Annotated in this window: 20 protein-coding genes; 6 read left to right on the top strand and 14 right to left on the bottom strand. The window is 40.4% G+C overall.

The genetic code is table 11. From position 1 onward, the window contains the following. The first annotated feature begins 108 nt into the window (after positions 1 to 108). Positions 109 to 1,014 (top strand): hypothetical protein, encoded by a 906-nt coding sequence (locus AWW67_RS10165; RefSeq protein ID WP_062301592.1) that lies wholly within the window; start codon positions 109 to 111, stop codon positions 1,012 to 1,014. Positions 1,015 to 1,142: 128 nt separating this feature from the next. On the opposite strand, the gene AWW67_RS10170 is transcribed toward AWW67_RS10165, so the two are convergent. Further along, a complete protein-coding gene (locus tag AWW67_RS10170) occupies positions 1,143 to 2,024 on the bottom strand; it encodes a M90 family metallopeptidase (protein ID WP_062301593.1) in 882 nt (293 codons plus the stop codon). A gap of 13 nt (positions 2,025 to 2,037) precedes the next feature. Then, positions 2,038 to 2,163 carry a hypothetical protein gene (locus AWW67_RS19195; RefSeq protein ID WP_260311411.1) on the bottom strand — a complete coding sequence of 42 codons (126 nt, stop codon included), beginning with the start codon at positions 2,161 to 2,163 and terminating at the stop codon, positions 2,038 to 2,040. Positions 2,164 to 2,247: 84 nt separating this feature from the next. Between AWW67_RS19195 and AWW67_RS10180 the strand changes: the two genes are divergently transcribed. Further along, positions 2,248 to 2,784 (top strand): YceI family protein, encoded by a 537-nt coding sequence (locus AWW67_RS10180; protein ID WP_062301596.1) that lies wholly within the window; start codon positions 2,248 to 2,250, stop codon positions 2,782 to 2,784. Between the two features lie 61 nt (positions 2,785 to 2,845). Here the strand turns inward: AWW67_RS10180 and AWW67_RS10185 are convergent, their stop codons facing one another. The 7 genes from AWW67_RS10185 to AWW67_RS10220 form a co-directional block, all read right to left on the bottom strand. Beyond that, positions 2,846 to 4,402: a contractile injection system sheath protein gene (locus AWW67_RS10185; RefSeq protein WP_062301597.1), complete on the bottom strand. Its 1,557-nt coding sequence runs from the start codon at positions 4,400 to 4,402 to the stop codon at positions 2,846 to 2,848. Between the two features lie 146 nt (positions 4,403 to 4,548). Beyond that, positions 4,549 to 5,055, bottom strand: coding sequence for a contractile injection system tape measure protein (locus AWW67_RS10190; RefSeq protein ID WP_062301598.1), 507 nt, complete (start codon positions 5,053 to 5,055; stop codon positions 4,549 to 4,551). 28 nt (positions 5,056 to 5,083) lie between these two features. Further along, positions 5,084 to 6,346: a DUF2130 domain-containing protein gene (locus tag AWW67_RS10195; protein ID WP_062301600.1), complete on the bottom strand. Its 1,263-nt coding sequence runs from the start codon at positions 6,344 to 6,346 to the stop codon at positions 5,084 to 5,086. A 47-nt stretch (positions 6,347 to 6,393) separates the two neighbouring features. Next, positions 6,394 to 7,647, bottom strand: a complete 1,254-nt coding sequence (locus AWW67_RS10200) for a DEAD/DEAH box helicase (RefSeq protein WP_062301601.1) — start codon at positions 7,645 to 7,647, stop codon at positions 6,394 to 6,396. 324 nt (positions 7,648 to 7,971) lie between these two features. After that, positions 7,972 to 8,166 carry a cold-shock protein gene (locus AWW67_RS10205; RefSeq protein WP_053224098.1) on the bottom strand — a complete coding sequence of 65 codons (195 nt, stop codon included), beginning with the start codon at positions 8,164 to 8,166 and terminating at the stop codon, positions 7,972 to 7,974. Between the two features lie 421 nt (positions 8,167 to 8,587). Beyond that, on the bottom strand, positions 8,588 to 10,333 hold the full coding sequence (locus tag AWW67_RS10210) for a DEAD/DEAH box helicase (protein WP_053224099.1): 1,746 nt from the start codon (positions 10,331 to 10,333) through the stop codon (positions 8,588 to 8,590). 256 nt (positions 10,334 to 10,589) lie between these two features. After that, the gene (locus AWW67_RS10220) at positions 10,590 to 11,000 is read right to left on the bottom strand and encodes a hypothetical protein (RefSeq protein ID WP_062301606.1); all 411 of its coding nucleotides are present in this window, start codon (positions 10,998 to 11,000) and stop codon (positions 10,590 to 10,592) included. 862 nt (positions 11,001 to 11,862) lie between these two features. Between AWW67_RS10220 and AWW67_RS10225 the strand changes: the two genes are divergently transcribed. Further along, positions 11,863 to 12,150 (top strand): hypothetical protein, encoded by a 288-nt coding sequence (locus AWW67_RS10225; RefSeq protein WP_062301607.1) that lies wholly within the window; start codon positions 11,863 to 11,865, stop codon positions 12,148 to 12,150. Positions 12,151 to 12,239: 89 nt separating this feature from the next. On the opposite strand, the gene AWW67_RS10230 is transcribed toward AWW67_RS10225, so the two are convergent. The 5 genes from AWW67_RS10230 to AWW67_RS10250 form a co-directional block, all read right to left on the bottom strand. Beyond that, positions 12,240 to 12,974, bottom strand: a complete 735-nt coding sequence (locus AWW67_RS10230) for a YebC/PmpR family DNA-binding transcriptional regulator (protein ID WP_062301608.1) — start codon at positions 12,972 to 12,974, stop codon at positions 12,240 to 12,242. Between the two features lie 205 nt (positions 12,975 to 13,179). Next, positions 13,180 to 14,286: a 3-isopropylmalate dehydrogenase gene (leuB, locus tag AWW67_RS10235; protein WP_062301962.1), complete on the bottom strand. Its 1,107-nt coding sequence runs from the start codon at positions 14,284 to 14,286 to the stop codon at positions 13,180 to 13,182. 5 nt (positions 14,287 to 14,291) lie between these two features. Next, complete coding sequence (gene leuD / locus AWW67_RS10240; protein ID WP_062301610.1) at positions 14,292 to 14,879, bottom strand: 3-isopropylmalate dehydratase small subunit; 588 nt, start codon at positions 14,877 to 14,879, stop codon at positions 14,292 to 14,294. Position 14,880: 1 nt separating this feature from the next. Then, positions 14,881 to 16,275, bottom strand: coding sequence for a 3-isopropylmalate dehydratase large subunit (leuC, locus tag AWW67_RS10245; protein ID WP_062301611.1), 1,395 nt, complete (start codon positions 16,273 to 16,275; stop codon positions 14,881 to 14,883). Position 16,276: 1 nt separating this feature from the next. After that, complete coding sequence (locus AWW67_RS10250) at positions 16,277 to 17,440, bottom strand: 2-isopropylmalate synthase (protein ID WP_062301613.1); 1,164 nt, start codon at positions 17,438 to 17,440, stop codon at positions 16,277 to 16,279. 170 nt (positions 17,441 to 17,610) lie between these two features. Between AWW67_RS10250 and AWW67_RS10255 the strand changes: the two genes are divergently transcribed. The 3 genes from AWW67_RS10255 (at position 17,611) to AWW67_RS10265 (ending at position 21,073) form a co-directional block, all read left to right on the top strand. Continuing rightward, a complete protein-coding gene (locus AWW67_RS10255) occupies positions 17,611 to 19,155 on the top strand; it encodes a hypothetical protein (RefSeq protein WP_071387109.1) in 1,545 nt (514 codons plus the stop codon). Between the two features lie 89 nt (positions 19,156 to 19,244). Beyond that, positions 19,245 to 19,814, top strand: a complete 570-nt coding sequence (locus tag AWW67_RS10260) for a Crp/Fnr family transcriptional regulator (RefSeq protein ID WP_053224108.1) — start codon at positions 19,245 to 19,247, stop codon at positions 19,812 to 19,814. A 98-nt stretch (positions 19,815 to 19,912) separates the two neighbouring features. Then, entirely contained in the window at positions 19,913 to 21,073 is a 1,161-nt protein-coding gene (locus AWW67_RS10265; RefSeq protein ID WP_062301615.1) for an iron-containing alcohol dehydrogenase, read from the top strand. Positions 21,074 to 21,079: the final 6 nt, after the last annotated feature.

Below are 21,079 nucleotides of genomic sequence, written 5' to 3' on the forward strand. Positions count from 1 at the left end.
TAAAGCACAATATAACTGCGAAACACGACAGACAAAAATGATCTTTGTTTAGTGGTTTCAATTTTTAAAATCCGTGTAGCTCACTAAATTAGGGGTAAACAAAACAATATGACCAAAAGGAAGATCACTCAAAACTTTATCATTTTCAGCTTATTGCTTCTTAATTTCTCATTCGCCAATGGACAAACCATTCTTGAAGACAGTGTAATGAATGGAAACAACTTCCAAAAAGCAGCTTTTCGCTTATGGATTGGAAAGGACATTCAAAGAGTAAGAGGTGTAATTGTGATGGTTCCCGGCTCGAATGGCAATGGCCGTGATATGGTATACCAGCCAGAGTGGCAAGCTTTGGCCAATAAACACAACATGGCAATTTTGGCGGCAGACATTAAAGACAAACGCAGCCCGAATATGGCCATTGAGCAATATGCTGATGTGAAAAACGGAACGGGTCAGGCCATGTTAGACGTACTGAGCCGATTGGCAACAAAAAGTGGACACCCTGAACTGAATACTGTTCCATTTGCTTTATGGGGCATGTCGGCTGGTGGTGAATTTAACTATGAGTTTGCTTGCTGGAAGCCAGAAAGGGTAATTACGTTTATCGTGAATAAAGGAGGCGTTTACTATACGGCCTTGGCTTCTGAGGCCACACGGGCAGTGCCAGGCGTTTTCCTCACAGGTGAAATTGATAATCCATATCGCAACAATATTGTGAAAGGTATTTACTCTGTCAACCGCAGGTTTGGCGCTAAATGGATTTTTGCAGAAGAACCCGGCCAAGGACATGAATTTGCTAAATCTGAAGCATTCACCTTGAAATACTTTGACGAAATCATCCCTATTCGACTTGATGAAAACGGCAACCTAAAACCATTAAGCGAAAAGGCTTTCCTTGGTGAAATAGGCACTGGAAAAGTAGCCGCTACTGGCTTTAACAACTCATTTACAGACATTACCTCTTGGTTACCGAATACGGTTATTGTTGACTTGTGGAAAACGCTTTTTCAGTAAAAGACCAAGATAGTCTTAGGTACTTGCTCACTCTGGTCGTAGCGTCTTGCTGCGACCTTACCGCCTTATCTTATCCCTTTTAGTCTTAGCGAGATCAAGACTAGAACAATGGAATTATCCTTCGATCCTCACTCCTTTCCGCAGCAATGCTTGTACTTCTTTCCGCTGCCGCAGGGACAAGGTGAATTGCGGCCAATGGCCTTGGGTTTGGTGTAAGAATCCTTGTCAATAACTGCGGTTAAATCTTGATGAAAGACTTTGCTGAGGGTTTCATACAATTGAGGATGCTTCTCTTTGAGCAAATGGGGTCTTTCAAAAAAGTATTCACTGGCTACGGCAAAAAACTCTTGTCGGTTGGTGGTGCCATAACCATCAATATCGGAGTGACTGGCCAGTATTTCGTCTGTTTTCTTTTTCACAAAGTCCAACCAAGGTAATGCGTAGGCTTTGTCTTCAAAACCGGGAGGAATACCGTCTACTTCACCGTTTTCTTTATCGAATAGATGTGCAAACTCATGAATGCCCACATTCTTCTTGTCGTTGTTAATGTCAAACCCCGCAAGCAAAGCTGGTTTGGATAGGATCATTTTACCTTCCATAGCACCTGTGCCCACCATTCCGGTAATGATTTCGGTTTTACTTCCAATATTATAATTCCGGTCGAAGGAGCTTGGGTAGAGCAGCACTTCATCTAAGTATTTGTAATTCCAAGCCGGAAAGCCGAACAAGGGAATAACGGCACTACTGGCCACCAAAAGCCGATCTACCAAATCCACTTCGGTTTGGACTCCTGTAGCCCGTGTTTCGGCTAAAAACCGTTGAATATCCGATTCGAATTGACGCTGCTGATGGGCATTTAGATTACGGTAAAAGTGGACATGCTCGGTGAGAACGGCTTTCCATTTAGACGGAGTAGCCATAAGTTGAGTTACCTCTTTATCACTCTTGTTGGACTTCTTGAGTGCTAAAATCAAAATAATAATCAGACCAAGGATAATACTAAATACCATAAGCTGCAAAGTATTACAAATCCTTTACCTCAGCAATCAGTTTTTCCAATGAATCTTTTTCTGCAACAATAAGCAGACTGATTTGACTCTTAAAATTTAGCGACACCCAGTAATGAATAGAAAGGACAATTGATTTCAAGTAAAAATATTTGAAATATTTTGAACTATATGTACGTACATACAGTTTGACATATTGAACGTGAACATAAAAACAAATTAGCATATGGAAACTTTAACAAAAACCACATGGAAAATTGACCCTACACATAGCGAGGTTCAATTCAAAGTAAAACACTTAGTAATCTCAACTGTAACGGGCTCCTTCAAAAGTTTTGAAGGTGGATTAGCAACTAATGGAGACAATTTTGATGGAGCAAATGCCACCTTCAGCATTGGCACATCTAGCGTAGACACCAATGTAGCAGATCGTGATGCACACTTGAAAAGCCCTGAGTTTTTCGATTCAGAAAATTATCCAAACATGATTTTTAAAGGTGTTTTAAAGCAAGTTTCAGGAGACGATTACAAATTAGTAGGTGACTTAACCATCAAAGAAACTACTAAACCTGTGGAATTGGCTGTAGAGCATGGTGGTATTATGAAAGATGGCTACGGACAAACCAAGGCTGGTTTCGAGATTACTGGCAGTATCAACCGTAAAGATTTTGGCTTAACCTGGAGCATGGTAACCGAAGCTGGTGGAGTTGTGGTTGGTGATAATGTAAAATTGTTGCTCAACGTGCAGTTAACCAAAGCATAATTAAAAAGTAGAGTAGAGTGATAAAGCCAGTTTAGACGATGTTTAAACTGGCTTTTCTTTTTTACCCTTTTTGCATTTGCTGTTGAAACGTTATTACAATAAACTCAGCCGGACGGGCAACAGCTACACTCACGGTAACCCTCATAATGCCGTTCAAAATATCCTCGCCTGTCATTGTACTACCCAAACCTACCGATACACTAAAAGCGTCTGCAGGTTTTGCCCCCACAAGTCCACCCTGTTTCCAAACACTGTTTAAAAAACTACTGATCATCGATTGAACACTCACCCAAGTATTGGCGTCATTCGGTTCGAATACATAAGCCATAGTTGCCGCTTTAATGGACTGTTCAATCATAATCATCGTTCTACGCACATTAATATAGCGCCAATCGTTACTGTTGCCCTCAAGCGTTCTTGCTCCCCAAACTAAAACACCTCGACCAACAAATGAGCGAAGCGCATTGACCGCCTTACCATCTAAAGGAACATTCAAGTCTTCTTGCATTCTATTATTTATATCCAGTGTAGGCTTAATTACAACATTTATCGACACATTTGCTGGAGCGACCCATACGCCTTCATTATTATCAACTACAGTGTATATACCTGCCATGGCACCACTGGGCGGAAGTACATTCACTTCAGACAACAAGCTATTAAACAGTTGATTATATACTTTACTCGCAATCATCAAAGCCTGATTCATATCTCCAATATTTGCATCTGTTGATGCATTTTTAATTAGCGCTATGGCCTCTTCTAATGCAGGATTGGCTCCTTCTAATTTTTGTAATAGCGCAAATAATGCATCCGTATTTCCGCCATTAAAATTGGTATAATCTAACTCGCTTGCTTGGGTGATGGTAGTTTTCAGAAACGGATAATAAGCCGCTCCATAACTCAGTCCTATGTTGCCAACGCCTTCTCTAAAATCATCAATACCTTGGGTATAAAGCACAGGGTCGGGTGAGTGACCTCCCAAAACATCTAAAATTGAAACTGCGGTTTGCATTTCTTCACTCTGACCTAGCATGGCCTGCATTAGACTGGCATTGTCGTCCTTACTGAGCAAAGTGGCTTCGGGCACTACGTACATAGTGGGTTCTGTTTCTTTAATAAGGGTTTGTAAGCCTGCCTTCAATTCCGAAAGTTTAACATTGGGGTTGAATATATTTTCACCATGTGCCATTGCAGCTCCAGAGGGGCTTCCATAACCGCCAACCGACACAATGTAGGCTGTTCCCCCTCCATTCTGATAAAAGAGCCTTACACTGTTGTATAAATAGTAAATGGTGTTTGGGTCAGGGTCGAGTGTGTATATGTTCTTTCCTAAAGTGAGGTAATCTCCGCTTGCTGGTGCTGCGCTCTGCTCCTTAATGTAGTATTGCGGACTGTATTGCTGCGCAGCATTTGGTAGCATAAAGTATTGTGCGAACTCAAAAAACGAATTCACTTTAACGGGTTTGTTTAAATAATTCTTGCCTTGGAATTCTGCCTGAGGCGTATAGCCAATAAAGGCAGGAACAGCCGTTGGAACTTGTACTACTGAGTTTGGAAAGGCATTTACTTCGTTTATATAAACGCCAGGGGTTTTTCTAGATCTAGGGTCAGTCATGGTAAAAAATTAAGCAGATGGATTGACCACAAACAATAATACTAAAACGGCCAGCCACCTGGTAGTGAAATTGATGAAAGTTAGCTCTTATTGGACAATAAAACCTATGAAAAATAACTTTATGTTGAAAAAAAATCAAGACAGATCTATTGCCAATTTACCATAATGGGTTTCGGCATCCAGAAAAATTTAATTGGAGTTATACTAAGAGGAAGTCGATCTATTAACATATCGTAGACATTTCTTTCAACGGACAATACCCAATTTTCTTCCATTTCTTCGAGCTTCCCTTTTCTCCACAACCATGAACCACGAAAACCCTCAATTGAGCTTTTCCCAATTGCCGACCAATGAGCAATAACGGCTTCAATTAAACTATGAATCGTATTGAGTTCATCAGGTGTAACTGAAAAGTCATTTTTGATTTCATGGTCTAGTGGCAATCCAGCAAACAGTTTATTTAAAACCAAACGGTGTTCTTCTTTTGGAGGGTTATCTAACAAAATATACTGAAGCAACAAAGCTGCTTTCTCTTGATCTTCTACCGAATTAAAAGCTGAATCCATGACCAGCCCCAGTCTTTCAAAAAGCACTGGAATAAAGCTTGACAGGATGACCAAGCCAGCATTCTCTATATAGGTTTCATTGTACATGGTTATAATATTAAGAAAGAATCGCCTTTTATTGATCCTGTTCTTCAAACTCTCCAGGCAACTCTAAAGCTTTCACAGATTGAATGGCGTTGCCAGCAATGCCTTTGATGGAGCCGTACATGTCGATGGTATTGGTTACCACTTTATCAATTTGTTTTTCGCGTTCTTTCCAAATGCGTTGCATGGCCCTTTTCTCACTGTCCAAACCATTTTTCATAGAGGTGAAGCCTTCAACAATGGCTTCTACCTGCATGCGGAAGGTATTGCTGGTGAGGAAATCATAAAGCATATGCATTTTATCGCCTTTGTTTTCCTGTGAACTTACCGCCATACTGAGTTGTACAATGGATTCACGCAGCACCGCACAAAGCCCTTTGAATTCGTCATAATTACAAATCCAAATGCCGTCTCTTAAGCCCATCCGGTCCATTCCTGCAGGCATTACCTCAGTAACTAAAACGCCAATATTGGCACCTCTTTCGCGGATGTCTGCTTTAAATTTTTCAATCCAGCTGGGCTGAAAGTCTTTGGTGCGTTTACTTTCGTAGTAAATGGTGCCGCAATTCTGGCGGGCACGGGTATTTACGATTTGAATACAATCGCCACCTCTGGCGCCTTTCTTAATTTCTTCAATGCTGTCTAAAGGAAATTGCCCCATCAGCCATTCTTCAATGGCCAGTTCTTGCACTTCGCCTTGCAGCTGCATAGAGCCCTGCTCCTGCTTACGCTTCATTTCTTCGGTAAGCTTCTTTTGGTCTTCCAGCTGCTTCTGCATTTCTTTAAAACGCATTTCATTCTTTTCTTCCTCAACTTTCCTAATTTTCTCCCTTTCGGCAATTAATGTGGCATTGAGGTTTTTCTGGGCTTCGGCTTCTGCAATTTCCTTCAATTCCGATTTCTCGCGTTTTAGCTTTTCTATCTCTGCTTTGGTGCGGTTCAGCTCTTTAATCTGCTCTGATTTTTCGTTAAGCTCTTTTTGAAGTGTTTCAAATTGATCCAATTGCTCAGCCTGAAGTTGATGCTTCAACTTCTCTTCCATGGCCTTACGTTCTTCGCGTAGCTGCTTATCGAGTCGCTCTTTGAAAAGTTCATTGGCCTCCTTCTTCTTCTGTTCAAACTCCTCTTTCGCTTTGTTCAGTGTTTCAACTTCAGATTGATACCTCTGCTTTTCTTGCGCCAACTGCGCCTGATACTTCTGTTTGATCTCATCTTCTAACTGATGAGCGAGAATATCTTGCACATCGATACTGGTTCCACAATTAGGACATTTGATCTGATTATTGTTCTGCATGAGCTTAAACGTTCTTCAATTTTTTGTACTAATTCAATTAATGATTTTTAGCGTTTCTTTTTTCTTCGTTTCGATCTCTTGGCTTCAAATTCTGCTTTTTCTTTGTCGGCTTCCTTGATCAACTGCTGCCAGTTATTGGCCTTTGCATCCGATATATCCAAGGTGTATTGGTAATCGTCATTCGTCACTTCCATGCGCTGAATAGGCTTGCCCAAGTTCTCTTCGATTTCGGCCAACACTGGTTTTTCTTCTTCGGCACAAAAAGAAAGCGCCTGCCCTTTTTGGGAGCCTCGCCCTGTTCTTCCCACGCGGTGAACATAATTCTCGGCCGACTCTGGCATGTCATAATTGATTACATATTCCACATTGGGAATGTCAATTCCCCTAGCACTTACATCCGTGGCTATCAGCACTTTTAAGTCGCCAGACCTAAAGCGTTGCATGACTGATTTTCTTTCCTTCTGTTCTCTATCACTGTGAATGGTATCCGTTTCCAACTGCACACGCTCCATGGCTTTCTTCACCCTTTCTGCCCTTACTTTAGTGCGCACAAAAACGAGAATCTTTTGGTCCTCATGTTGCTTGATAAATCGCTCTAAGAAGAAACGCTTATCATCCATTTCAATAAAGGCAATTGCATGCTCAATATTCTTGGCAACAGGGTCTTTGGGGGAAATTTGAATACGAATAGCCCGAGTAACAAGCGAATAGGCCAAGTCCTTAATTTCTTCATTAATGGTGGCCGAGAAGAAAAGCGTTTGGCGCTTCTTCGGCAAGTGCTTCATCAAATCACGAATGTCTTTGATAAAACCCAAATCGAGCATATGATCGGCCTCATCTAAGACCAAAATCTCTACTCGTTTTAAACTCAGTGCGCCTTGGCTCACCAAATCGAACATGCGGCCTGGTGTGGCAATCAACACATCCACTCCTTTTTCCAATTGCTTGATCTGTGGCTCTTGGTCTACCCCACCGTGAATACAATAAGTCACCACTCGGGTGTGCTTGCCCAAAGTTTTAAAAGTCTGCTCAATTTGTAATGCCAGCTCGTGGGTAGGCGCCATTACCAAGCATTTTACGCCATCGGGCCGACTTCCCAGCTTTCTTTCCTGAAGAATATGTAGAATTGGAATGGCAAAAGCCGCAGTTTTACCCGTACCCGTTTGGGCAATGGCCAATACATCTTCCCCCTTTAAGATGGGTGGAATAGATTTGTACTGAATATCGGTTGGTTTTTTATAGCCCAGTTTTTCAATACTGGTTTTAATGCCTTCGGCAATGCGGTATTCTTCGAATTTCATAAGTATTGTAGTTGTAGATGAGCTAAGCCCACTTGGAATAAAGCCTTTAGGTAAAGTACTTTTTAACCGATGGCAATTTACGCAAAATATACTCCAACTTTAGCAGATGAAGCAGTGGGTTTCAGTTGAGGGTGGGAACCTCCTCACATTAGATTTTGAGATTGGGCGTGACTTCAAACCATGTTGTGATTAGCCACAAAAGGGCATAAAAAAACAAATCACATACTAGAGATTGAATTACCCTTGGGTTTTTCAGTGGTTTGGCATAACACCAAAACCGTTCTAAGTATATAATTTGTCTTTCTTAATTAGGTATAAAAGAGATTAATCGATTACAGTTACGTTAACTGCGTTCAATCCTTTTTTGCCTCTTTCTACTTCATATTCAACTTTATCGTTTTCACGAATTTCGTCAACTAGACCTGAAACGTGTACGAAAATATCGCTGCTTGAGTCTGATGGAGTAATGAATCCAAAACCTTTGGTTTCATTGAAGAATTTTACTGTTCCTTGCATTATTAATTAATCATTGTTATTAAAGCGGCTCTGAGTTAGCGTAAACTAAAGTGGCACTCAAATCCATGTTTTTATAGGGCCAAATCCTATTTTTTATCTTGTAACGGCCTTAAGCCGAAAAGGTCATAAATGTGAAGTAAAAAAACCGAATTAAATTAATCTAGATGAGAACAAAGAGACAATCGAGGTGGGTTATTAACTTTTACAATGGCAAAGATACGGAATTAGTTGGTCTTTCATGTCTTTTTAATTAATTGGCAAAGAAATAGTCAATTAATTAAGTTTAGCTTGTTTAAACGGTGAATTGGCTTTGAGAATACTCTGATTTTCAGGCTCATCTCCTACTATTAAGTAGCAAAACAAATTTCAAAGCATAAAAAAACCCGCCACAAAATGGCAGGTTTTAGATATGTAATTCAAGATCCTATAATCTTCTTCTTCTTTTTGGTCTTCCTTTATCTCGATCAGGACGCTTGTCACGATCTGGGCGTTTACTTCGGCCTCCGCCTCCATAACTGCTACCACCACCGTAACTACCTCCTTTGTTGAAAGAATCGCTACGTCTTTTGCGAGGTCTTCCGTCTTCGTCTCTGTTTACACGAATACTTCTACCTTGAATTTCAGTACCTTCAAAACTTTCACCAAAACCTTTGTCTTTAGTACTGTCTACATCAAAGTAAGAGCAGTTTTTCTGTAGCGATAAATCGCCAAAGAATTTTCTATCTACTCCAGACACATCTGACAAGAAGTGAATGATATCGGCATTGGTCATACCATCAATCTCGCCTACATTAATGAAGTAACGATTAAAGCCGCTCTTATCGCGATTGGCAGGCGATCCACCGTGCGTTTCGTTCAAGTTTACATCCTCGTCTGGAGTCATAATGTGATCCAGTTGAGTTGTAATTAAACGTTTAAGTAAATCTTCTTTACTTAAATCGCTAAAGCGCTCACTTACGGTTTTTAGAATACTGTCTGCTTGGTCGTCTACTTTAGTATTGATGATTAGATTTGCCCAGCTGTTAATTCTGCTCGACTTCATTTCTTCTAAAGTAGGCACTTCAATACGTTCAAATTTTACTTTGATTCGTCTTTCAAGCTCAGTGATTTTACGGCTTTCTCTTGGGTTAATAAACACCAATGAAGTTCCTTTATTACCCGCTCTACCTGTTCTACCACTTCGGTGCGTATAGCTTTCCAATTGATCGGGAATAGAATGGTGTAAAACGTGTGTTAAATCGTTTACATCAATACCTCTTGCTGCTACATCAGTGGCAATTAACAATTGCATTGAACGTGTTTTGAAACGTTTCATCACGGCATCTCTTTGTGCTTGGGAAAGATCACCGTGAAGTGCCTCTACCCCGTAGCCCATTTGGCCTAGTTCGTCTGCAATCTCTTGTGTTTCGCGTTTGGTTCGACAAAACATAATACCGCGCATGTCGGGCTGAATGTCTAAGAAACGTTTAAGCGAAGGTATCTTATTGGCCGCTTTAGTGATTACATACTTATGCGTAATGTCTACATTACTTTTCTGCTCAGTGTTTACCGCAACCTCTAATGGGTTGTCCATGTACTTACTAACAATCCTTCTGATCTCCTTCGGCATAGTAGCCGAGAAAAGCCATGTCACTCTATTTTCCTGCGTATAAGATAGAATTTCATCTATGTCTTCTTTAAAGCCCATATTGAGCATTTCATCTGCTTCATCGAGCACGACATATTTTACATTTTCTAAATTCACCGCTTTCCTTTTGATCAAATCAATCAAACGGCCTGGAGTTGCTACAATAATCTGCGTTGGTCTCTTTAGCGCCTTAATTTGGCCCATGATGGCCGCACCACCATAAACCACTTCAATATTAAGGGCTCTATTATTTTTCGCAAAACTTACCAGTTGTTGCGCTGTTTGTTGCCCTAGTTCACGTGTTGGAGCCATTACAATGGCTTGAGTTGTAGGATCATCCAGATCGATTAAGTCAATCAATGGGAGTCCAAATGCAGCTGTCTTACCTGTACCCGTTTGAGCCAATCCAATAAAATCTGTTGGGTCGTTTTGCAACAACATTGGAATGGCCTTTTCTTGTACAGGGGTTGGAGTATCGAACCCCAGTTGATCAAGAACTTCAATAATGGATTGAGAAAGTCCTAGTTTGCTAAAATTATTCAATAATTCTTTGTTAAATGAGCCGCAAAGGTAGCTAGATCATTTTGGATTAGCGGTGTAATTGACGGGTTATTTGGTAGTTGGCTACTGAGAATCTAACAAAGCCCCTTTTTTTAAGTTTAATGCAACTAATTTTACTGAAAGCCTTGAATTACAAACGACTAGCTACTGGTAAAATGAACTCGATCTTAATATTTTGCAAAAAAAAGAGCCAGCTCCCAAACGGAAAGCCGGCCCCGGTCAATCTCAAAACAACAATTTATCTTCGATAGGCTACAGTATTACAAAAATCGATGTAGCTGTTACTTGTTAAATCTTCTACAGAATAGGTAAGCACAATATCGCTATATTCTATATGGCCAACACCTTTAATCAGGTAGCCGTTTACTGTTTGACGAGGGATTCTTAATTCGTCACCATAAACGTTGGCATATATTTCAATATCTGCTCCATAGAAATTTCTTAAGTACACCACGCTGCTATACGGATCACTATTTTTTACTACACGCATATCGTATAGTGTTAATTCATCATAAGTCTCGCTGTATTCTTCTACCTCATACCGACCAGTAAAAAGGTTTCTTGAATCAATGGGAGCTTCTTCTACATAAACAATATCGCAACTGGATATTAGAAAGAGTAGGCTTAGACCGAGTAATGCTTTTTTCATTTTGAGTTTTATTTGGTTGTACTAGGTACTTTCCCAAAAGCGTGCCAAAGTGAAAATAACCATGAAAATGGAGCTCTAACCGCAAAGAGCGCAGAGGGGCGCAAAGTCCTGTTAATAGGATGAGTTTATTAAACATTTGCTCGCCACTATTTCAGAAGAGATTGCTTCGTGCCACGCAATGGCGGTGACCGATAGCTACTCAAAAAACAAACATTTGTACTCCCAACATCTACTACATCGTCATGGCGAACCAATCCATCTCACAGGTTATTTAACCGTGCAGGGCGCTGAGTTACGCTAAGTAGGTAATTAGCTAAAGGCTTAAATGATACGGACAGAGTCCTCAAGAGCCCATAATGAGTCACAGGTTTGGAAAACCTGCGACAGTGAGAACCTCTGAAAGTGACCTAAATCGATTCTTCAATACAACACCAAAGCCAAATATTTCGTCATGGCGAACCTATCTATGTCAATTGAAAGGAAAGCGCCAACGTGAAGCCATCTCACAAGTTATTTAACCGCGGAGGGCGCTGAGTTACGCTAAGTAGGTAATGAGTTGAAGGCTTAAATGATACGGACAGAGTCCTCAAGAGCCCATAATGAGTCACAGGTTTGGAAAACCTGCGACAGTGGGTTTCAGTAGTTAGAGTCTTTTTGATACAAACATTCTTCAACACTATACCTCTTTATAGGTATTGACGAGAACCACCCTTTTAGGGTAACGCTTTACTATTAAGGTTATCCAAATTTGAATTGACTTTAAAACTAGACAACTCAAGTTTAGCGTCTGACTACGACAATGGTAAAAACAGAAGTACATCTGAAAAGCCTAACAAGTAGTAAACTAACCAAGTAAATTTTTATGAGAATACTTGAACTTTATGCACGATTGGCTAAAAGTACTTCGACAAAGAAATCGCTCTTCACAGGTAAATTTGAGGGGCTTAAAAGTATCAACATGAGGCTCTCCGAATCGGCAACAGGAACTGCCCACTTTGCTATATTTCAAAATGGTGTAGAGAAAATCAGCAAAAACATAACTGCAGGCCAAAACATTAAATACACACACCCCTCAGGTACTACTATAGAATATTACATCAACAGTTACAGTGAAACTGACTTACCTAAGGTCCACATCATGATTTCGTAAAAACGCTACTTTTACCAAGGTTATACAAACCAGAAACTCCAACCACTTTTCAGTAATTGGAGCTTTTGTTATAAAATCAGAGATGTTTTTTACTCAGCTATATTAGTATACACCGCTTGTACATCATCGTCTTCGTCAATTTTGTCAATCAACTTTTCGATTTCTTCCATTTGCTCTTCCGTAAATTCTACCGGAGTAGTTGGGAAACGCTTTAAGCTGGCGCTTTTAATCTCTATCCCTTTTTCTTCCAAAGCCTTTTGTAACTGACCAAAGTTGGTATAGTCGCCATATATAGCTACCATCATTTGATCTTCGTCTTCTTCAGTTGGGTATTCCTCAATTTCTTCAAGACCCGCATCAATAAATTCGAATTCCAGCTCTTCCAAATCCATGTCTTCAGTTTTCAAAAATTCAAAAACCGACTTTCTATTGAACATGAATTCTAAAGAACCATTAGGCACTACTGCCCCACCTGCTTTATTGAAATACGATTTCACATTGGCCACCGTACGGTTTTGATTGTCGGTTGCACATTCAACAAAAACCAACACACCGTGTGGGCCTTTGCCTTCGTAGTTCATTTCGATATAGGCCTCAACATCTTTGCTTGTAGCCCTTTTAATGGCCGAGTCGATGTTGTCTTTAGGCATATTTTGCGCCTTGGCATTTTGGATGGCCGTACGCAAAGCGGAGTTCATATTGGGATCGCCACCGCCTTCTTTAGCGGCCATAGTAATGGCTTTGGCTAGTTTCGGAAACACACGAGACATCATGCCCCATCTTTTCATTTTTCTACCCTTACGAAATTCAAATGCTCTTCCCATAATTTCAAATGCTTAATTCTACCCAAAGCCTAAAAATTGATATCGAAAGCAGCTCGGGGTTTTAACAACGGCAAAAATAAGAAGACTTGGGAATTAGGCTTTACACAAGGGTGCTTTTTTTAAGCATAAACAAATTAGCTCATAAAACTAAAGCCCCAAAACTCTCGCATTGGGGCTTTCGCTAATTAACAAACCACTAACAAACTCAGATAATCGTGCTGAGACCAATCTGAATGTTATTTTGAGAGCCAGAGGCTTCACCGTCCAAAATATGATTGACAATAAAGTCGCCCACCCTGTCGGTGCCAAAGCCTTGGCCTTTTGATAAATCTTGTGTGACCATTCCATTGCGCAGCGAAGCATTTACCGCTTGTCTCACTTCTATGGCTTCATCTATTAAATCTAAATGATCCAATAACATGGCTACGGATAAAATTGTGGCAATTGGATTGGCGATATTCTGGCCTGTTGCCTGTGGATATGAACCATGAATAGGCTCAAACATCGCAGTTTTATTTCCTACCGAAGCAGAAGGCAATAAGCCCATGGAGCCACCAATTACCGAAGCTTCATCAGAAATAATGTCGCCAAACATATTTTCAGTAAGTACCACATCAAACTGCTTTGGATTCTGGATCATTTGCATGGCGGCATTGTCCACAAACATGCAATCGAGCGTTACATCTGGATATTCCTTGGCCATAGAAGTTACTCTTTCCCTCCATAAGCGGGAAGTTTCCAATACATTGGCCTTGTCGATCAAAGTCAGTTTTTTCTTTCTGTTTTGGGCAGCTTTAAACGCCAAATGCGCAATACGCTCAATTTCGGCATAGGAATATGTGCAATGATCGTAAGCAGCATCTTCCGTTCTGCCTTTTTCACCAAAGTAAATCCCGCCAGTCAGTTCTCGGTACACCACAAAGTCAACCCCTGTAATTCGATCAACTTTAAGTGGTGACATGTGCAAAAGGCTATCATAAGCCGTTACAGGACGAATATTGGCAAAAAGCCCAAGTTCCTTTCTTAGTTTAAGCAAACCCTGCTCTGGCCTCACTTTAGCCGAAGGATCATTGTCATATTTTGGGTGACCAATGGCACCAAACAAAAAGGCATCTGATTGTTTACAAACCGCCAAAGTTTCATCGGGTAATGGATTTCCCGTTTCGTCAATGGCCGCTGCGCCTACCAAGGCGTATTCATAATCAAATTGGTGGTTGAATCGGGAAGCAATTGCATCGAGCACTTTGATTCCTTCCGCTACCACTTCTGGGCCTATGCCATCTCCTGGCAACACTCCTATTTTCTTCTTCACTCCCATTATATTGTTATCGCCTGTTTTTCAAAGGCTTCTATTTCATTTTTAATACTTACTAAATAATCAATGTCGTCATAGCCGTTAATCAGACATTCTTTCTTGTAAGGATTCACTTCAAACGATTCTATAAATCCATTGAAAGAAATGGACTGATTTACCAAGTCTACTTCTACCTTAGTACCTGGAATCAATATTATTGTTTCCATTAACTCCTCCAGAAAACCTTCAGAAACTTGAACAGGTAATAAGCCATTATTCAAGGCATTGCCTTTGAAAATATCGGCAAAGAAGCTAGATACGACTACTCTAAAACCGTAATCATAGAGCGCCCAAGCGGCATGTTCACGAGATGACCCACAACCAAAATTTTTGCCCGCCACAAGAATACTTCCCTCATAAGCTGTATCATTTAATACAAAATTTGCTTTAGGACTATTGTCTGAATTATATCGCCAATCCCTGAAAAGGTTCTCTCCAAAACCTTCTCGGGATGTGGCTTTTAGAAAACGGGCGGGTATGATTTGATCCGTGTCAATATCTTCATGAGGCAATGGAACTGCCCTGCTAAGTACTTTTACAACTTTCTCCATCTCAATTCAAAAATTCAGTGATGTCAACAATTTTACCTTGCACGGCCGTAACCGCAGCCACCAACGGACTTGCCAATAAGGTTCTAGAACCAGGACCTTGTCGGCCTTCAAAGTTTCGGTTGGAAGTAGAAACACAGTAAGCCCCAGCAGGCACCTTGTCATCGTTCATTCCCAAACAGGCAGAACAACCCGGTTCGCGAAGCTCAAAACCTGCTTCTTTCAATACAATATCCAAACCTTCGGCAATGGCTTGTTTTTCTACTTGTTTAGAGCCAGGAACAATCATGGCCTGAACGTGTGCTGCTTTTTTCTTGCCTTTCACATAGTCAGCTACAATCCTCAAATCTTCAATTCTGGAATTGGTACAACTGCCGATAAACACATGGTTAATTTCTTTACCCAGTAACGATTCGCCCGGAAGAAAGCCCATATAATCAAGAGATTTACGGTAGCTATCTTGGCTAGAAGCTACTAGTTTTTCAGGAATATTACCCTTGATTTTAATGCCCATGCCTGGATTGGTACCATAGGTAATCATTGGCTCAATGTCGGCTGCGTCAAAATGGTATTCTTTGTCAAAAATTGCATCAGCGTCAGAATAAAGGGTTTTCCAATAAGCCACAGCTTGTTCGAATGCTTCGCTTTTCGGTGCAAACTCTCTTCCTTCAATGTAATTGAAAGTAGTTTGGTCAGGCGCAATCATTCCGCCCCTCGCTCCCATTTCAATACTCATATTGCAAATGGTCATTCGGGCTTCCATAGAAAGCGAACGAATAGCAGAGCCTCCATACTCAATAAAGTAACCTGTACCTCCAGCGGCCGTCAATTCAGCAATAATGTGAAGAATGATGTCCTTGGCCAAAACGCCTTTATTCAATTCGCCATCCACAGTAATGCGCATGGTTTTAGGCTTAGATTGCAACAGGCACTGCGAAGCCATTACTTGGGCTACTTGGCTGGTGCCAATACCAAAAGCAATGGCTCCAAAAGCTCCGTGGGTCGAAGTGTGCGAATCGCCACAAACCATAGTTCTTCCTGGTAGAGTAATTCCCAGCTCTGGCCCGATTACGTGCACAATACCTTGAAAGGGATGCCCTAAGCCATACAGTTCAACATCAAACTTGGCGCAGTTTTCTAACAAGCGATCTACCTGATGTTTAGAGAGCGCATCTTTAATAGGCAAATGCTGGTCTTTTGTAGGAATGTTATGGTCGGGCGTGGCCACCATTTTCTCCTTACGGAAAAGTGGCAAATTCCTTGTTTCCAGTTCCGAAAATGCCTGAGGGCTGGTTACCTCATGGATCAAGTGGCGATCGATGTATAATACATCCGTTCCGCCATCAATTTGTTTCACCACATGGGCGTCCCAAACTTTATCAAAAAGTGTCTTTCCCATATTAAACTGCCATTTGATATTTCAGATCTGACAATTGATGTAAGTCCTCATCAAAAACCTCTTTTTTACTGTCGGCTACCTGAAGGAAATTAGCGTAAACCACATCCAGTTCATCGCGGGTAAGTTCATAACCAATATTTTTCATTCGGTAAGCCAATGCAGCCCTTCCGCTACGGGCAGTAAGCACGATGGAAGAGTGATCTACCCCAACATCTTTTGGGTCGATAATTTCATAGGTATCTCTTCGCTTAATCACACCATCTTGGTGAATTCCAGAAGAATGAGCAAAAGCATTTGCCCCTACAATGGCCTTGTTAGGCTGTACTGGAACCCGCATAGTTTCCGACACATACTTCGACAAGGCTGTCAATTGTTTGGTATCAATTCCTGTGGTTTTTCTAAGGTAAGGGTGTTGTTGTAAAACCATCACTACTTCCTCTAAAGCAGTATTTCCTGCCCTTTCGCCAATACCGTTAATGGTACATTCAATTTGAGTTGCGCCATTAATTACGCCTGCAATTGAGTTGGCCGTAGCCATGCCCAAGTCATTATGACAATGGGTAGAAATGGTTACATTTTCGATACCTCTTACATTGAACTTGAGGTAGGCAATCTTCTCTCCATATTCACTCGGCAAACAATAGCCTGTAGTGTCTGGAATGTTCAACACTGTTGCGCCAGCTTTTATGGCCTGCTCGCATATATAAGCTAAAAATTCATTGTCGGTTCTTCCTGCATCTTCTGCATAAAACTCCACATCTTCTACATACTTTTTAGCCAAAGACACTGCTGCTACTGCGCGTTCAACAATTTTCTCTCTGGTGGTATTGAGCTTGTATTTGATGTGTGATTCGGAGGTTCCAATTCCAGTATGAATTCTTGGTCGTTTGGCATACTTAACAGCCTCTGCAGCTGTAATTATATCCTTTTCAACCGCGCGACTTAATGCACAAACGGTGGCGTTTTTTACCAATTTTGAAATCGCCTCAACTGACTCGAAATCTCCTGGGCTTGAAATAGGGAAGCCAGCTTCAATTACGTCAACACCAAGAAGCTCTAGCCTTTCTGCTACTTCCAATTTCTCCTTGGTATTCAACTTACAGCCAGGCACCTGCTCGCCATCGCGTAATGTCGTATCAAAGATTTGTATTTTCTGTCTATCCATCGTTTATTTGGGCTCTGTACTTTATTCTTTAAACACATTTTTATTCTTAATTGAAATTAGTGGGCGCCTACTGCGAGGCCAAAACTGATGCTAGAGATTCTACTATTTTTATAGCGAACTCTGTATTTCTATATTACTGTATATCAATTAATTGAAAAGAATAAAATACAATGGCTAACCCCAAGCAGGATTCATTATTTGAGCTAATAAAATCGCTAACAAAATCAGAGAAGCGACATTTTAGAATGTTCGTTAACCGCAGTGGCAACTCAGAAGGTGTAAAGTTTGTCAAGCTTTTCGATGTAATGGATAGCATTAAACACTACGATGACAAGCTAATCTTAGACAAAGTAAAGAGCATTAAAAAAGAACAACTGTCTAACCAAAAGGCCAACCTTTTTAAGCAGATACTAGCCAGTTTAAAGCAATTTCATATTGGGCATCATGTAGACATGCAGTTGCGCGAAAGTCTAGATCATGCTAAACTTTTATACAACAAAGGCTTTTACAAACAAGCCTTAAAACTACTCGACAAAGCGAAAAATCAAGCCAAAGACACAAAGCATCATGCTTTGGTTTTGGAAATATTAGAGTTCGAAAAAATGATAGAGTCGCAGTACATTACTAGAAGTATTGAAACCCGTGCAGAGCAGTTGACCAATGAGGTGAATGAAACTTCCGACTTACTCGTTTCTACACACCAATTGTCCAACTTGACACTCAACCTTTACAGCCTTTTCCTTCAAAAAGGTTATGCTAAAAATGAGGACGACTTTATTGAAGTAACAACCTACTTTAAGGCCAATTTTCCTAAGCTGGATATGTCAAACCTCAGTTTCTATGAGCAAATGTATTTTCATCAGTGCCAGATTTGGTATAATAACATTGTTCAGAACTTCCCTAACTCCTACAAACATGCCAAGGCTTTGGTTGACTTGTTCAAGCAAAACCAAGACATGGCCACCAAACAGCCCGTATTGTTTATCAAGAGTTATAGCAATTTGCTCACTGCCCTATTCCAGCTTCAGTATTATTCTGTTTTTTGTAAAGTGTTGAACGAAGTAGAGGAACTTTCGAAAAACAAAGACATAGTAAAAGACCTAAATACCGAGGTGTTGATTTTTAAGTTTATGTGGGTTTCAAAAATCAACAAAGCCTTTATGGAAGGTAATTTTGAGGAAGGAACGCACATGGTGCCAAAGCTTTTGAAAAAACTCAATGAATATGAAGATAAGATCGACCCAGAGCGTGTATTGCTCTTTTATTATAAAATAGCCACGCTTTATTTTGGTTCAGGAAATAACCGAAAAGCAATTTTCTACCTGAATAAGATTATCTACTTTAAGGACATTAGCTTAAGAGAAGATATTCATTGTTTTGCTAGAATCCTTAACCTAATTGCTCATTTCGAGGATGGGCAAGATTTTCATTTGGAGTATCAAATTAAGTCTACTTTCCAGTTTATTGGAAAAATGAACGACCAACAGGCTGTTCAAAAAGAGATTTTCAACTTCTTAAGAAAAACAGGAAAAATTAAGCCTAACCAACTGAAACAAGAGTTTCAGCTACTTTATGATAGACTGGAGATACTTAACAACAACCTTTATGAAAGGCGTCCTTTCCTTTATTTGGACATTCTTTCGTGGCTCAAAAGCAAAATTGAAAACCGACCAGTACAAGAGGTAGTACAAGAGAAATTCAAAACTTTAAAATAGTTTTTCGTTAAGTATCACTATTAAGAAAAAACAAGGCCATTGAACTTCATTGTGCCTATTTTAAGGCAATTATTGATTCAGGTTTAAAAATGCACATTGAAGACATATTTAAAGGACTTACTCTAACAGAGTCAGAGAAACGACTAATTCAAGATCGAATACATTCCGTAGAGGCTAAAAAAGGCGAATTACTTTTAGAACCTGGGCAAACCGTGCATTACCAATACTATGTGGCCAATGGCTGTTTACGTTCCTTTTTCGTGGACCATTCGGCAAAAGAGCACACCATTCAATTTGCCATAAAAGATTGGTGGATTAGCGACTATACGGCCTTCTATAAAGAATCAGCTGCTATTTTGAGTATCGAATGTATTCAGAACGCTACATTATACCGTTTCTCCAGAACAGACATGGAAGAAATCTTCAACCAAATCCCCAGCGTAGAACGTTTTTTCAGGTTGAAAACAGAATCTTTTATCAGTTCGTTTCAAAAAAGAATTATTGGCGATTTAGCCAAGTCGGCCACTGAACGCTATACAGACTTTGTTCACGACTACCCTAATATTGAATCATTAGTTAAGAATTATCACATCGCCTCATACCTTGGAGTCACTTCTGAAAGTCTAAGCAGAATTCGTAAAGAAATTGCAATGCATTAGCGTTTCTTATCTTACATCATTTTTCTGGCGCAGCCTCCGTTTTACCTTTGTCATCGTATCATCCTCAGTAGAGGACCCTAATTGATAAAACGTAAGACATGAATAATTTCGAATTTAAGAATCCAACCAAAATCATTTTTGGAAAAGATCAAATACAAAAAATAGCTACAGAACTTCCTAATGACGCAAAAATACTTTTGCTCTATGGCGGAGGAAGCATTAAGAAAAATGGAATCTACCAGCAGGTAACTCAGGCTCTCTCTGGTTTTGAGTTCGAAGAGTTTGGCGGTATTCCTGCCAACCCAGAATATTCCATTCTACTAGATGCGCTGAATGTTATTAAAAATAAAAAAATAACATTCTTATTGGCCGTAGGTGGTGGCTCTGTTATTGATGGAGTGAAATTCTTATCGTCCGCTGCACTTTATGAAGGAAACGAGCCTTGGGAGATTCTTTCAAAGAGAATTCCAACGGTAAAAGGAATGCCTTTTGGAACAGTACTCACCTTGCCAGCTACAGGTTCAGAAATGAATTCTGGGGCGGTAATTACCCGTGCTGAAACCAAAGAAAAACTCACCATGGGAGGTTCTGGCTTATTCCCAGTGTTCTCTATTTTAGACCCATGTGTGGTAGCTTCAATTCCCGAAAGACAAATTGCAAACGGACTGGCAGATGCGTTCACGCATGTATTAGAACAATACATGACCTACCCTATTAATGCTCTATTGCAAGATCGATTTGCGGAAAGTATTATGCAAACACTGATTGAAGTAGCTCCTGCAATTCTCAAAGATCCCTCTGATTACAAAGCAGCCTCTAACTTTATGTGGAGCTGTACTATGGCGCTAAATGGATTGATTCAAAAGGGAGTTCCAACCGACTGGGCTATTCACATGATAGGACATGAATTGACCGCACTTTACGGAATCGATCACGCACGTACCTTGGCTATAATTGCAGAAAGTCACTATACCTACAATTTCGAAGCTAAAAAGAAGAAGTTGGCGCAATATGCAGAACGTGTATGGAATATCACAGAAGGTAATCTGGAAGCAAAAGCTTTAGCAGGAATACGTAAAACCACTGAATTCTATCAATCTATTGGCATTGACACTAAGCTTTCTGATTACATAGATAACCATGAAGGTACAGCAGAAGAGATTGCACGCAGGTTTGAAGAACGAGGCATGACGGGCCTAGGCGAACATAAGTCGTTATCACCTACCGATGCAGAAAACATCGTAAAAATGGCTTACTAGATGTCA

This window comes from Roseivirga seohaensis (assembly GCF_001592945.1).
In the GTDB taxonomy this organism is placed as follows: domain Bacteria; phylum Bacteroidota; class Bacteroidia; order Cytophagales; family Cyclobacteriaceae; genus Roseivirga; species Roseivirga seohaensis.